Raw genomic sequence first — 13,293 nt, 5'->3', positions numbered from 1 at the left:
CCTTCATGTCGCTCGTTTCCGCCCTGGCCGCCACCGCCCTGGCCGCCAATACCCTGACCAGCCCGGTCTCGGCGCCGGCCGGCAACGCGGTCGCGCTGCGCTGGTACGACGTGACGGCCGAGACCGTCGCCGCCGCGGGCGCCTCCACCCAGGCCACCAACAGCCGCACCTGGGCGATCAGCTGGCTGGCCGCCGCCCGCGCCCTGCACCGGCCCGCCGCCGGCGCCGCCACGCGCCGAGCCGGCTACGCCGACGCGGCCCTGGCCTCGGCCGTGCACACCGCGCTGACCGCGCTCGCCCCCTCACGGGTGACCGAGCTGGACGCCGCCCTGGCCGACACCCTGAACGCCATCCCCGACGGCCCAGGCGAGAGCAGCGGCGTGGCCGCCGGGCAGCGCGAAGCGCGGGCGCTGCTGGCCGAGCGCCAGAACGACGGCCTCGACCCGGCCTCGATCAACGCCCCCTTTCCCGCCCCCGCCCCGGCGCCCGGCGTGTGGCAGCCGACGCCGCCGGCCTACACGCCGGCCACCCAGTCGGGGTCGCGCGCGGCCAGGCCGTTCCTGCTGCAGCGCGCCGATCAGTTCCGGCCCGGGCCGCCGCCGGAGCTGGGCTCGCCCCCGTATGAGAAGGACCTGGCCGAGGTCCGCGCGTACGGCTCCCAGGACAGCACCGTGCGCACCCAGGCCCAGACCGACACCGCCCAGTTCTGGCTCGGCTCCTCGCTGACCCTCTACACCGGGGTGCTGCGCGCCGGCGTCGAGCAGGCCAGGCGTCCGGCCGAACTGGTGGCGCTCTTCCACGTCGCCCTGGTCGACACCCAGATCGCCACCTCCGACGCCAAGTACGCCTACCTGCGCTGGCGGCCGGTCACCGCCCTGCGCGCGGGCGGGGCGCCGGACTGGACGCCGTTGCACACCACCCCGGCGCACCCGGACTATCCCAGCGGGCACAACACCTACTCCGGCGCCGCCGAAGGGGTGCTCACCGCGCTGCTGGGCCCGCGGGCCCGCCGGCCGTACACGATCACCAGCCCGACGCAGCCCGGCGCCTCGCGCACCTACGGCGACTGGAGCACGCCGACGCGCGAGAACGTCGACGCCCGCGTGTGGTCGGGCATTCACACCCGCACGGCGGACCTGGCCGGGGTACGACTGGGCAAGCAGGTGGGGGTGAACGCCGTGCGCAACGCGCACCGCCTGTATTAGGTCGTTATGGTGGCGCCGTGACATTGCACATCTTCGACCGGCAGATGCGCCGGGGAGCCAAGGCCGACACCTCCGGGGCCCGGGTGGAACGGGCCGGGCCGGTGGTCCGGCAGGTCGGCGGGGACGACGACTGGAACGGCATCCTGTGGTCCGATCTGGACGCCGCCGGGGCCGATGCGGCCATCGCCGAGCAGGTGGCCTACTTCGGGCGGCTGGGCCGTACCTTCGAATGGAAGCTCTACAGCCACGACCAGCCCGCTGACCTGGGGGAGCGGCTGGTCAGGGCGGGCTTCACCCCCGAGGAGCCGGAGACGCTCATGGTCGGGCGGATCGGCGAGCTGCACCTGGACGGCGAGCCGCCGGCCGGGGTGCGGCTGCGGGCGGTGGACGACGCGGCGGGCGTGGAGCTGATGATGGCGGTGCACGCGCAGGCGTTCGGCGGGGACGGTTCCCTGGTGCGGCACCAGCTGCTGGCCCAGCTGGCCGAGCGGCCGGAGGAACTGGTCGCGGTGGTGGCCATGGCGGGGGAGGAGCCGGTGAGCGCCGCGCGTATGCAGCTGCACCCCGGCACCGGCTTCGCCAGCCTGTGGAGCGGCGGGACCGTGGCGGCCTGGCGCGGCAGGGGCCTGTACCGGTGGCTGGTGGCCCACCGCGCCCGGCTGGCCGCCGAACGCGGTTACGCCTACCTGCAGGTGGACGCGGCGCCGACCAGCCGGCCCATTCTGGCCCGGCTCGGCTTTGCGGCGCTGGCCACCACGACGCCCTACCTCAGCCCGTGAGGTCTTTTCTGGCCAGCAGGAACGCCTGAGGGGTGCGCTCGTTCTCCGGCTCGCGCACCAGCCGTGCGTGGGTGACCAGTCCGGCCGCCTTCAGCAGCTCGGCCATCTTCTCGGGCCTGCGGCGGTGAAACAGCAGGTCGATCTGGTGGCCCAGACCCTCGGTCAGGTGCAGCGGCTCATCGCCCACCTGGAAGGCCAGCAACGCGTGCCCGCCGGGCCGCAGCACCCGGTGGAACTCCGCCAGTGCCCGGGGCAGCAGTTCGTCGGCCACGTGGATGGTGGAATACCACGCCACGAGCCCGGCCAGCGACTCATCCGGGATGTCGAGCTCGAGCATGGAGCCCTCGAAGAAGCGCACCTCGGGCAGGTCCTTCCTGGCCACCGCGAGCATGCCGGGCGACAGGTCCACGCCGAAGACGTCCACTCCCAGCTTGTGCAGCTGCCCGGTCGCGTTGCCGGTGCCGCAGCCGATGTCGGCCACCTGCCCCTGGCCGCGGACCAGGTCGGCGAAGGCGCCGACCATGGCGCGGTCGAGAGGCTTGCCGCCCATTTCGGCGCGCACGAGCTCGGCGTACTCGACGGCGATGGCGGTGTAGGAGTCACGGGTCTGATCAGTCATGAGGGAGCAGCCTAGGGCTCCCACGTGACCGGCAGCGCGTGGACGCCGTAAATCCCCATATCGGTGCGCAGCGGCACCTGCTCGTCGGGTACGGCCGGCCGCAACGCGGGCCAGCGCCGGAACAACGCCGGCAGCCCGACCGTCATCTCGACCCGGGCCAGCTGCTGGCCGAGGCACTGGTGGATGCCGTGGCCGAACGCCAGATGCCCGGAGGTGGCCCGGTCGGGGTCGAAGGCGTCGGGGTCGGGGAAGCGCGCGGGGTCGCGGTTGGCGGCCGGGATGGAGACGGTGACCGTCTGCCCCTTCTTGACGAGCTGCCCGCCGACCTCGACGTCCTCCAGCGCGGCCCGTGCGGTGCCGGGCACGACGCTGAGGTAGCGCAGCAGCTCCTCGACGGTCTTGGCCGGATCGGCCAGCAGCCGCTCGACGCCGCCGGGGCGGCTCATCAGCACCCACGCGCCCATGGCGATCGTGTTGGCCGTGGTGTCGAAGCCGCCGCCGAGCAGGAGGAACGCGATGGTGGCCAGTTCCTCGTCGTCCAGTTCGCCGCCGGCGATCAGGCCGCCGAGCAGGTCGTCAGCCGGGTGTTCGCGCTTGGCGGCGATGAGGCCGCCGATGATGGCCTGGATGGTGGTGTAGGCGGCCAGTTTGTCCTCGGGGCTGGCGGTGGTGCTGCCGAGCGCGAGGATGCGGCGGCCGAACTCGTCGCGCTCGGCGCCGGGCACGCCGAGCAGCTCGGAGATCACGTCCCCGGGGATCGGCTGGGAGTAGAAGGCGACGAGGTCGGCGGGCGGGCCGTGGCTCTCCATCGCGTCCAGGTACTCCTCGGCGACCTGTTCGACGCGGCCGGTGAGCTGCCGCATGCGCCGTACGGTGAACTGCCCGGTCAGCAGGTGCCGGTAGCGGGTGTGCTCGGGCGGGTCCATCCCGAGGAAGGCGCCCCGGGGCGCCGGCTGGAGGGGCCCGCGCACGCTCGCGCCGGGAACCGGGGTGTGGACGAGGTCGGCGCGATGGCTGAAGCGCGGATCGGACAGGACCTGCCGGACCAGCTCGTGACTGGTCACCAGCCAGCCCTCGTGGCCGTCGGGGTAGGTCATCGGGCTGACCGGGGAGTGCTCCCGCAGCTCGCCCAGGGTTTCGGGCGGGTCGAAGGGACGGCCTGCCCGTGGTGGGAAAGGAAACATGCCTTCCAGATAACACCACTCCCTGCAAACTTACAATATGTGTAAAAATACTGATGGTGTAAGGTCTGCATATGGAGGAGACGCGCCGCGAGCGCAAGAAGCGGCAGACCAGGGAACTCATCGCCGGGCACGCCTTCCGCCTGTTCGCCGACCAGGGCTTCGAGCAGACCACGGTCGCCCAGATCGCCGCCGCGGCCGACGTGGCCACCAAGACGTTCTTCAACTACTTCCCGGCCAAGGAGGACGTGCTGTTCTTCGCCGCCGGGGAGTATTACGACGTCACGCTGGAGGTGCTGGCCTCGCGCCGTCCCGGCGAGACCATCGCCGACCTGCTGTTGCGCACGTATGAGGAGGTCGTCGCCCACTTCGTCGGCCGCGACCCCGAACTCGCCGGCCTCTACCGCGAGCTCGTCATGACCGTGCCCTCGGTCCAGGCCAAGGGGCTGCTGGTGCTGCTCGACCTGCAGCGCAAGGTCGCCGGGGCGTTCGTGGAGTCCTTCCCCGGCGAGATCGACCTGGTCACGGCGGCGGCCGCGGTCGGCGCCCTGATGGGGGCGCTCATGGGGGCCTCGCTGGTCAGCCGGGAACTGGGGCACGACGAAGAGGAGACCCTCGAGGCCGGGCGGGCGGCGGCCGAGGTGGCGCTGCGGGGCCTGCGCTCGCTGTCGGCCGGGCAGCAGGCGTGACACCGGGGTGCGCGCCCACTCGGGGGCGGGAGCCTGGTCGGTGAAGACGGCCCGGTAGCAGAGCGGGGCGAGCCGTCACCGGATCAGCTCACCTTGTGCACGTGGGTGGTGTCGGCGCCGAGGACGGTGCCGTCGGCGCCGGTGGGCACGACGTCGGGCACCCGCGCGCCGTGCCCGTCGAGGAGGGTGGAGTGGGGTTCGCCGGGGGTGAAGGCGTGGCGTTCGCCCCACTGGCGCAGCGTGAGGACGACGGGGAACAGGTCGCGGCCCGCGTCGGTGAGGACGTACTCCTGGCGGCGGCCCGAGGGCGCGGTGCGCTGGGCCAGGAGTCCGTGGGCGGTGAGCTTGCGGAGGCGGTCGGTGAGGATGTTGCGGGCGATGCCGGTGCGCCGCTGGAACTCGGTGAACGAGCGCGCCCCGTCCATCGCGTCGCGGATGACGAGCAGGCTCCACCGGTCGCCGACGAGGTCGAGCGTGCGCGCGACCGGGCAGGTGGGGTCGGTCCAGCCGGAGTCCGGGGCGACGGTGACGGTGGCCGGCATGACACCTCCAGATGAGTTGCGGATTGAAACCATTGTGCCCTAGCCTCAAATTGGTTGCAATGTGCTACTGATTGGGGTGGTGTCATGAGCGTGTGGCGGCGGGTGCTGCTGGCGGTGGTGTGCGGTGTCGCGGTGGCGAGCGTCTATGCCGCCCAGCCGGTGCTGGAGCCGATGGGCCGTGATCTCGGCGTGCCGGCGGAGCTGACCGGCTGGATCGTGGCCATAGGCCAGGTGGGCTACCTGGCGGGACTGGTCCTGCTGGTGCCGCTGGGCGATCTGCTCGACCGGCGGCGGCTGATCGCCGGGCACCTGGCGCTGACCGGGTCGGGCATGGTCGTGACGGCCTCGGCCCAGGCGGCGTGGGCGGCGCTCGCGGGGCTGGCGGTGGCCGGGGTGTTCGCGGTGGTGGTGCAGACCACGGTGGCCTATGCCGCCTCGGTCTCCGCGCCGGGCGAGCGCGGCGCGAGCATCGGGGTGGTGACCTCGGGGGTGGTCGTCGGCATCCTCGGGGGAAGGGTGCTCGCCGGCGCCCTGGCCGCGGTGTGGGGCTGGCGGAGCGTCTACCTCGTGCTCGCGGTGCTCGCGTTCGCCCTCGCCGGCCTCGTCCTGGCCGTGCTGCCCGCCGAGGCGAGGAGCGGACGGATCCCGTACGGGCGGGTCGTCGCCTCCCTGGGCGGGCTGTTGCGCGAGCGGCTGTTCCTCACGCGCGGGCTCATCACGTTCTTCCTGTTCGCCTCCTTCGGAACCCTGTGGAGCGGGATGGCGCTGCCCTTGGCGGGCGCGCCGTGGCAGCTGAGCGAGGCCCAGATCGGGCTGTTCGGCGTCGCGGGGCTCGCCGGAGCGCTCGGCGCGGCGCGCGCCGGGCGGTGGGCGGACTCGGGGCGGGCGGTGGCGGTGACCGGCCTGGCGCTCGCCCTGCTGGCCGCCTCGTGGGCCGGGATCGCGCAGCTTCCGTGGTCGCTGTGGCTGCTGGCCGCCGGGGTGTTCCTGCTCGACTTCGCCGTGCAGGCCGCGCACGTCAGCAACCAGCACCTGCTCACCACGGCGCATCCGGACCGCACCAGCAGCGTCATCGGCGGCTACATGGTCTTCTACTCCCTCGGCTCCGCCCTCGGCGCGGCCGCCACCACGGTGGTGTTCGCCAGCGCGGGCTGGACCGGCTCCAGCCTGCTCGGAGCCGGGTTCGCCGTGTGCGCCCTCGCCGTGTGGGCGATCGACCGCCGGCCGGGCGTGCGGCGGCCGAGCGTGGCGCGATGACCTCACATCGCCCTCCGCAGCGCCTTCTCGCGCCGCGCCGCCACGCCCGAGCCCGACTCCCCGCGCGCCATCCTGCGCAGCACGATCGGGGCCAGCACCAGCCCGAGTACGGCCCAGCCCAGCAGAACCCCGGCCGTCTCCAGATGCCGCCACGACTGGCCGATCTCCAGCGCGGCCGCCGCCTCCGGCAGCAGGGCCGAGCGCATGCCCAGGCCGAGCCAGTAGAAGGGGAAGACCTGCGCGACGGCCTGCAGCCATTCGGGCAGCGCGGTGATGGGGTAGAAGATGCCGGAGATCCCGATCAGGGCCATGACCGGCAGCTGCAGCAGCCCTTGGCCGCGGGCGCCGGGGACGACCGAGCCGAGCACGGCGCCCATGGGGATGGTGGCCACCATGCCCAGCACGAGTACCCAGGCCAGCATGGGCCAGGAGCCGGCGCGCACGTCGAGCCCGTCGATGATGAGCAGGCCCGGGATCAGGAAGATGGCCAGATCGGCCAGCAGGCCGCCGGTCACCGCGACGACCTTGCCGATCAGGTAGCTCTGGATGCCGTACGGGGTGGCCTTGGCGCGCAGGAGGGTGCCGTCCTCGCGTTCGTGGGTGAGCAGCTGGCTGAGGCTGACCAGGCCCATCGCCACGTTCATGCCCAGGATGCCCGGCAGCGCGAGGGTGCCCAGGAGCAGGCCGGAGCCGGCGAAGGAGTGCTCGCGCAGGAAGGACATGGCCACCAGCATCAGCACCGGCCAGAACAGGTGGCTGAACACCTCGGCGCCGTTGGTGAAGGACTGGCGGAGCTCGATCAGGCCGCGCCGCCAGCCGGCGCGCAGCGCGGTGGTGGTCATCGGCCCGGCTCCTCGCGGGTCTCGGCCTGGCGTACCAGCGCCAGGTAGGTCTGTTCCAGGGAGGCGCGCTGGATGTCGAGTTCTCGTACGGCGCCGCCGTAGCGGCCGAAGAGCTCGCGGACGAACGTCGTGGAGTCGGCGACGCGCTCGCTGTGGCGCCGGCCCTCGAGCGTCCAGCGGACCTCGTCGTGGCCGGCGATGCGGCGCGAGAGCTCGGCGGCGGTGCCGTCGGCGACGATGCGGCCGCCGTCGAGGATGACGATGCGGTCGGCGAGCTTCTCGGCTTCGTCCAGGTCGTGGGTGGTGAGCAGGATGGTGGTGGCCTGGTCGGCGGCCAGGCTGCGGACGAGGCCGTGGAAGTCGGCGCGGGCGCGCGGGTCGAAGGCGGCGGTGGGCTCGTCCAGGAAGAGCAGTTCCGGGCGGCCGACGATGCCGATGGCCACGTCCAGCCTGCGGCGCTGGCCGCCGGACAGCGTCTTGATCTTCTTGCCCGCGTGCCCGGTCAGGCCCACGGCGGCGATCAGCTTGTCGGGGTCCCACGGGCGGGGCAGGCGCGCGGTGGCGTAGGGGGCGTAGTGGGCGCCCAGGTGGGCCAGGAGTTCGCCCACGCGCCATTTGCCGTGGTCGCGCCAGGATTGCAGGACGACGCCGACGCGGGCCCGCCAGCGTTCGCCGCCGGTGGCGGGGTCGGCGCCGAGCACGGTGACCTGGCCGGCCGAGCGGGTGCGGAAGCCTTCGAGGATTTCGATGGTGGTGGTCTTGCCGGCTCCGTTGGGGCCGAGCAGGGCCAGGACCTCGCCGTGGCGGGCCTGGAAGGTGACATCGTGCAGGACGTCGGTGCTGCCGTAGCGCATGCGCAGGCCCTTGACGTCCAGGACGGCGGAGCTGGAGGACATGGCGGAATCCCGGTTCGTGAATACTTACTCACCGCAGGGCGCGAGGACCGCCTTGCGAAGAAAAAAGGGGGGTGTTACGCGTCCAGGGCGGCGATGGCCTCGTGGACGCGGGCCAGCAGGGCCTCGCGGTCCACGCCGGCCAGCGCCAGGGCGCGCGGCACGGTGCCGGCCTGGGCCAGGAGGATGCCCTGCAGGACGTGGGCGGAGTCCAGGTCCTTCTTGCGGGCGGAGGCGAAGGTGCGCTCCAGGACGAGCTTTCCGGAGGCGCCCATTCCGGACGTCTTGGGGGTGCCGCTGGGGCGGGGCAGGGTGTAGGCGGCGGCCGAGACGCCGACGGCGTTCAGGCTGTGCTCGAACTCGCGATCCAGCGCCTCGCGGACCGCCTGCCTGCTCAGCCCGGCCTCGGCCAGCAGCCGGTGGGCGGTGCCGGATGCGTAGTCGGCCATGGCCAGCAGCAGATGGTGGGCCTCGACGGTGGCCGAACGGTCTTTTTCCGCTTCGTAGCCGCCCTGGGTGATGATGATGTGAAGATACTTCTCGAACGGTGTCACGGCTCAGCGCCTCCTCAGCTGGACGCCGGCGGCGATGAGCCGCTTGGCGTGCTTCTTGTGGACGGCCTGGCGGGTCACGCCGAGCGCCTCGGCGACCTGCGGCCAGCTCCAGCCCGCGCGCATCGCCTGCTCGACCGCGGCGTCCTCGAGCTGGTCGGCCAGCCGTCGCAGTGCCGCCACGGCGGCCAGGCCGTCGGCGGGGTCCAGGGGAGCAGGGATCTCTTCGGCGGGCATGCGGGCAACTGTAGGCGACCACCCGCACGTTAGTCAACGTAGGTTGCTTAACCGGGGTGTGTGTGGCTTTGGTACGATCTTGGCCGACTTGACTGGGAGGCTTGGTGCCCGAGGTGTTGCCCCTGTTAGACGAGGATCCGCGCGCGGTCGGGTCCTATCGCCTCGAAGGGCGGCTCGGCTCCGGCGGCCAGGGCACCGTCTACCTCGCCCGCTCCGGCGACGGCGTCCCCGTGGCGGTCAAGCTGCTGCACCCCCACCTCATGGCCGACCACCGCGAACAGCAGCGCTTCCTGCGCGAGGTCGGCACCGCCAAGCGGGTCGCCCCGTTCTGTACCGCCCATGTGCTCGACTCCGGGTTCGTGGGGGCCAGGCCGTACATCGTCAGTGAGTACGTCAAGGGGCCGTCGCTGCAGGACAGCGTGCGCGACAACGGCCCGCGCGGGGCCGCCGCGCTGCAGCGCTTGGCCGTCAACACCGCCACCGCGCTGGCCGCCATCCACGAAGCCGGCGTGGTGCACCGCGACTTCAAACCCGGCAACGTGCTGCTGGGCCCCGACGGGCCCGTCGTCATCGACTTCGGCATCGCCCGCGCGCTCGACCTCAGCCAGTCGGTCGTCAGCAGCCAGCCCATCGGCAGCCCCGCCTACATGGCGCCGGAGCAGATCGCCGGCGGCGACGTCGGGGCGGCGGCCGACGTGTTCACCTGGGGCGCGACCATGGTCTACGCCGCCACCGGGCGGCGCGCCTTCGTCGCCGACTCCATTCCCGGCATTCTCCACCTCATCCTGAACGGCGAGCCCGACCTCGCCGGCCTGGACGGGCCGCTGCGCGAGCTGCTGGCCCAGTGCCTGGAGAAGGACGCGTCCCGGCGGCCCAGCGCGGCCCAGGTGATCGAGCGCCTGCGGGCGCTGCCGCCGCCCGCCTGGGAGACCGTGCCGATCGGGCGCGCGGCCGCCGGCGGGTTCGCCGCGCCGGACGTGCCCGGGATCCCCGCGGGCGCCGCCGTCGGCCCGGTGACCGCCGCGGCCGTGCCCGTCGCGCGGCGGCGCCGCGGGCTCGTTCTCGGTACGGCGGGCGCCGCGCTGCTGGCCGCGGCTGTGGCAGGGTACTTCGCCCTGGCGCCGGGGGCCTCGGGCAACCGGGCCATGGGCTCGACTCCCATGAACGCCCTTCCGCAGCCCTCTGCCACCACCGTCACCTCGCCGCCCGGCACCTCGGCGCCCGTCACGGAGATCGGCACCCCCGCCGCCGGCACGCCCACTCCCTCCGGCGGCCCCGGCGCCACCAAGCGCTCGCAGTCGGCGCAGGTGCTGCCCAGCCCGGTCGCCTCACCGGAGCGCTCCTCGCGCGGCACGCCGAGCCGTACCCCCAAACCGCCGGCCACGACGGCGCCGGTCGTGCCCGGCGACCCGCCCACCAGCACGAAACCCACCAAGAAGACCACGGCGCGGCCCACCACCAAGACCACGCCGCCGCCGAGCACGAAGCCGCCCGAGCCCGCGCAGGGGACGATCACGTTCGACGACGCGCACGGCTACTGCAAGGCGCAGGGGGCGACCATGGCGGGCGGCAGCTGGGACAACCTGTGGTGCCTGAGCGGAAGCATGATCTCCGCCTCGCAGGTGTGCCAGTGGAAGTACCCGGGACGCAGCGCCGTGGCCGACAAACCGGCCAGCGCGATGGCGACCGAGGTCACCTGCCGGCTGTCCTGAGGCGGGCCCGGCACGGCCGGTTGTCCTGAGGCGGGCGCGGCGCGCAGACTGCCCCTATGACGCACAGCCATGACGAGGACCCGGCGTGTGAGGCCGCCCACGGGCACCCGCCCCAGGGGCGGGACGAGCGCAGGCTGGTGGCGGTGTTCGCCTCGCCCGTCGCCGAGTGCCTGCTGCGCTTCGGCGCCGAGCTCGGGTTCACGCCCGTTCTGTTCGAGCCCGACCCCGCCCGGGGGCTGGCAGGGGTGCGGGCCGAGAGGCGGGCGGGCGGCTTCCTCGACGGCGCCGACGTCGTGTTGACCGATCACCATCGGCCAGAGATCGGGCCGGTTCTGCGGGAGCTGCTGAAGACCTCCGCCCGCTGGATCGGGATCATGGGAAGTGCCCGGCACACCGGCCCGCACGTGAAGGCGCTGGCCGAGCTGGGGGTGCCGGAGGAGGAGATCGCGCGGGTGCGCCGGCCCATCGGGCTCAACATCGGCTCCCAGACGCCGCCCGAGATCGCGCTGGCCACCCTGGCCGGGCTGATCGCCGACCGCAACGGGCGGCCGGGCGGGTTCACCTTCTGAACCCGTTGATCCTCCGGGCGCGCGTGCTACCGCAGGGCGCGGTCCAGCAACGTGTCGCTCTGCCCGGTCACCGCTCGCTTGAGCATGACCGGTCCCTGCGACATGAACCGCGGCCGGGTGCCGCGGTGCTCGTCGGCCGCGTGCACGGTGTAGGGGTGCAGCAGGTACACGTCGCCGGGCTCGCCGGTGGCGTGCACGACGGGCCGCTCCCGGCTGGCCGCCTCGACCAGCGGGCCGGCCTCGGTGTGCTCCAGGGCCTCCTCGCCCAGGACGGCGAAGGCGTCGCGATGCGAGCCGGCCCGGACCCGGGTGGGCGCGTCGTCGGGGCCCACCTCCGACAGCAGGATCAGCAGCAGCATCGTCTGCGAGCGCGCACTGGTGCCCCACGTGCCGTCGGGGCGCTGGGTGTTGAGGTCGATGTGCCAGCCCCGGTCGTCGGCCGGCGGAAGCCGGGGGAAGCGGACGGGGATCATGCCCAGGCTGCCGCGCGGCAGCCAGCCGCCCGGACCGGCGACGGCGTCGTAGGCGGCGTGCAGGCGGGGGCTGTTCATGATCTCGCCGAACGGGCCGGCGCCGGTCATGTCGGAGGCCCACACCACGGGCTCACGCCAGCCGGACGGCTCGCCGGGGGACAGGCCGATCTGCCGCCACAGCAGATCCCGGGCCGCGTCGGCCACCTGCCGTGCCACCACCGCCTCGACCTTGGCGAAACCGTCGGCGGCGAAACGCTCCTCATCGATGATCTGCATACCCGCCACGTTAGCGACGCTGTCCACCGATTTACCCCTGCGTCACCCCAGACCCGCAGGCCAAGGCGTCGCTAGGGGTTGCCGCTGATCGCCGCCGGGACGAGCGTGGCCCCGAGGGATTCCCACAGAAAGGACCACCGGCTCGATGTCGCGCTTATCCCGGATAGCGGCCGTGCTCGTGCTGGCCGTACTGCCGACCACGCTCACCGCAGCCCCCGCGACCGCCCGCACCGCGGCGGGGGCGGTCGATGTCGCCCTGGAATGGTATGACGCCTCCGCTTTGACCGTCAGGCTGGGCGGCGCCTCGGCCGCGGTCACCAACTCGCGCGTGTGGGCGATCGGCTGGACGGCGGCCACGCGCGCCCTGCTGCGCGAGCCGCTGGCGGGCACCGCCTATCAGGAGGCCGCGCTGGCCTGCGCCGTGCACGCGGCGCTGCTCGACTTCGCCCCGCCGGGAAAGCCGCAGCTGGACGCCGTTCTGGCCGGCACGCTGGCGCGCATCCCCGACGGGCCCGCCAAGGATCGCGGCATCGCCGCAGGAAAGGCGGAAACCGCCGCGCTGCTGTCGGCCCGCACCGGCGACGGCCTGGATCCGGCCTCGGTGAACGCCCCCTACCACCCGCAGCCGCCCGCCCCCGGCGTCTGGCAGCCGACGCCGCCGCGCTACGAGCCCGGCATCCAGTACGGCCTGCGCAACGCCCGCCCCTTCCTGCTGCCCGACGGCGCGCGGTACCGGCCGGCCCCCGACCCGCTGGACTCGGCCGCCTACCGCCGCGACCTGGAGGAGGTGCGCGTGTACGGCGCCGCCGACTCCGCCGTGCGCACCCCGGAGCAGACGGCGGTGGCGCAGTTCTGGGCCACCACCCCGCTGCCGATCTTCACCCAGATCCTGCGCGGCGCCCTGGCTCAGAGGGCGACCTGGCCGACGGCCGCCCGCGCCGGCCTGGTGGCGGCCTTCCACGTGGCCTCGGTCGACACCCAGATCGCCGTGGCCGACGCCAAGTACGCGCACGCGCGCTGGCGCCCGGTCACCGCCCTGCGCGCCGGCGGCCACCCTGCCTGGACCCCGCTGCACGACACGCCCCCGCATCCCGACTACGTCTCCGGTCACGCCGCCGTCGCCGCCTCGGCCGAGCAGGTGCTCACCGCGCTGACCGGCTCGCGCCCGCAGCAGCCGATCACCGTGGCGAGTTCGGCCGCGCCCGGCGCCGACCGCACGTACACGAGCTGGCGCCAGTTCACCCAGGAGAACCTCGACGCCCGCGTGTGGTCGGGCATCCACACCCGCGACGCCGACGACGACGGCGCCCAGCTCGGCCGGCGCGTCACCCTCAACGCCCTGCTCCACCTGCCGGCCCTGTTGCTCTGAGCGCCCCGCGGCCCGGGGCCGGCGCATGGACCGCGCCTGGAGTGGTCAGGGCTCCAGGCGCGATCCATGCGCCCGGCTCGGGGGTTATGCGCTTGTCCG

General features: G+C 73.6%; 15 protein-coding genes. 7 read left to right on the top strand and 8 right to left on the bottom strand.

The annotated features are described in order from the left end of the window. Positions 1-5 precede the first annotated feature (5 nt). Positions 6-1,205, top strand: a complete 1,200-nt coding sequence (locus FVE25_RS44935; protein WP_157253661.1) for a vanadium-dependent haloperoxidase — start codon at positions 6-8, stop codon at positions 1,203-1,205. A gap of 17 nt (positions 1,206-1,222) precedes the next feature. Continuing rightward, positions 1,223-1,984: a GNAT family N-acetyltransferase gene (locus FVE25_RS44930; protein ID WP_219825932.1), complete on the top strand. Its 762-nt coding sequence runs from the start codon at positions 1,223-1,225 to the stop codon at positions 1,982-1,984. Here the strand turns inward: FVE25_RS44930 and FVE25_RS44925 are convergent. Next, complete coding sequence (locus tag FVE25_RS44925) at positions 1,974-2,603, bottom strand: class I SAM-dependent methyltransferase (protein WP_157253660.1); 630 nt, start codon at positions 2,601-2,603, stop codon at positions 1,974-1,976. The two genes, FVE25_RS44930 and FVE25_RS44925, sit on opposite strands and share 11 nt — an antisense overlap. Before the next feature lie 11 nt (positions 2,604-2,614). Beyond that, positions 2,615-3,787 carry a cytochrome P450 gene (locus FVE25_RS44920; protein WP_157253659.1) on the bottom strand — a complete coding sequence of 391 codons (1,173 nt, stop codon included), beginning with the start codon at positions 3,785-3,787 and terminating at the stop codon, positions 2,615-2,617. Positions 3,788-3,858: 71 nt separating this feature from the next. On the opposite strand from FVE25_RS44920, the gene FVE25_RS44915 reads away from it, so the two are divergent. Beyond that, a complete protein-coding gene (locus tag FVE25_RS44915; protein ID WP_157253658.1) occupies positions 3,859-4,473 on the top strand; it encodes a TetR family transcriptional regulator in 615 nt (204 codons plus the stop codon). Between the two features lie 83 nt (positions 4,474-4,556). Here the strand turns inward: FVE25_RS44915 and FVE25_RS44910 are convergent, their stop codons facing one another. Continuing rightward, positions 4,557-5,015, bottom strand: a complete 459-nt coding sequence (locus FVE25_RS44910; protein ID WP_157253657.1) for a winged helix-turn-helix transcriptional regulator — start codon at positions 5,013-5,015, stop codon at positions 4,557-4,559. Positions 5,016-5,099: 84 nt separating this feature from the next. Here FVE25_RS44910 and FVE25_RS44905 point away from each other — a divergent pair, with 84 nt between their 5' ends. Further along, a complete protein-coding gene (locus tag FVE25_RS44905; protein ID WP_157253656.1) occupies positions 5,100-6,272 on the top strand; it encodes an MFS transporter in 1,173 nt (390 codons plus the stop codon). A gap of 2 nt (positions 6,273-6,274) precedes the next feature. Here the strand turns inward: FVE25_RS44905 and FVE25_RS44900 are convergent, their stop codons facing one another. From FVE25_RS44900 to FVE25_RS44885, 4 genes are all read right to left on the bottom strand, one after another. After that, entirely contained in the window at positions 6,275-7,114 is an 840-nt protein-coding gene (locus FVE25_RS44900; RefSeq protein ID WP_157253655.1) for an ABC transporter permease, read from the bottom strand. Further along, the gene (locus tag FVE25_RS44895) at positions 7,111-8,010 is read right to left on the bottom strand and encodes an ABC transporter ATP-binding protein (RefSeq protein WP_157253654.1); all 900 of its coding nucleotides are present in this window, start codon (positions 8,008-8,010) and stop codon (positions 7,111-7,113) included. The genes FVE25_RS44900 and FVE25_RS44895 overlap by 4 nt, the downstream gene beginning before the upstream one ends. Positions 8,011-8,084: 74 nt before the next feature. Next, the gene (locus FVE25_RS44890; protein WP_157253653.1) at positions 8,085-8,561 is read right to left on the bottom strand and encodes a Clp protease N-terminal domain-containing protein; all 477 of its coding nucleotides are present in this window, start codon (positions 8,559-8,561) and stop codon (positions 8,085-8,087) included. A gap of 3 nt (positions 8,562-8,564) precedes the next feature. Beyond that, entirely contained in the window at positions 8,565-8,795 is a 231-nt protein-coding gene (locus FVE25_RS44885) for a hypothetical protein (RefSeq protein ID WP_157253652.1), read from the bottom strand. A 113-nt stretch (positions 8,796-8,908) separates the two neighbouring features. On the opposite strand from FVE25_RS44885, the gene FVE25_RS44880 reads away from it, so the two are divergent. Further along, positions 8,909-10,507, top strand: coding sequence for a serine/threonine-protein kinase (locus FVE25_RS44880; protein WP_157253651.1), 1,599 nt, complete (start codon positions 8,909-8,911; stop codon positions 10,505-10,507). A 56-nt stretch (positions 10,508-10,563) separates the two neighbouring features. Further along, on the top strand, positions 10,564-11,076 hold the full coding sequence (locus tag FVE25_RS44875; protein WP_157253650.1) for an XdhC family protein: 513 nt from the start codon (positions 10,564-10,566) through the stop codon (positions 11,074-11,076). A 26-nt stretch (positions 11,077-11,102) separates the two neighbouring features. Here the strand turns inward: FVE25_RS44875 and FVE25_RS44870 are convergent, their stop codons facing one another. Next, the gene (locus tag FVE25_RS44870; RefSeq protein WP_157253649.1) at positions 11,103-11,825 is read right to left on the bottom strand and encodes a phytanoyl-CoA dioxygenase family protein; all 723 of its coding nucleotides are present in this window, start codon (positions 11,823-11,825) and stop codon (positions 11,103-11,105) included. A gap of 145 nt (positions 11,826-11,970) precedes the next feature. Between FVE25_RS44870 and FVE25_RS44865 the strand changes: the two genes are divergently transcribed. Further along, positions 11,971-13,194: a vanadium-dependent haloperoxidase gene (locus tag FVE25_RS44865; RefSeq protein ID WP_157253648.1), complete on the top strand. Its 1,224-nt coding sequence runs from the start codon at positions 11,971-11,973 to the stop codon at positions 13,192-13,194. Positions 13,195-13,293 lie beyond the last annotated feature (99 nt).

It is taken from the genome of Nonomuraea typhae (assembly GCF_009760925.1).
Classification (GTDB): domain Bacteria; phylum Actinomycetota; class Actinomycetes; order Streptosporangiales; family Streptosporangiaceae; genus Nonomuraea; species Nonomuraea typhae.
The sequence above is the reverse complement of the archived record's forward strand: the minus strand, read 5'-3'. Positions and strand labels throughout refer to the sequence as shown.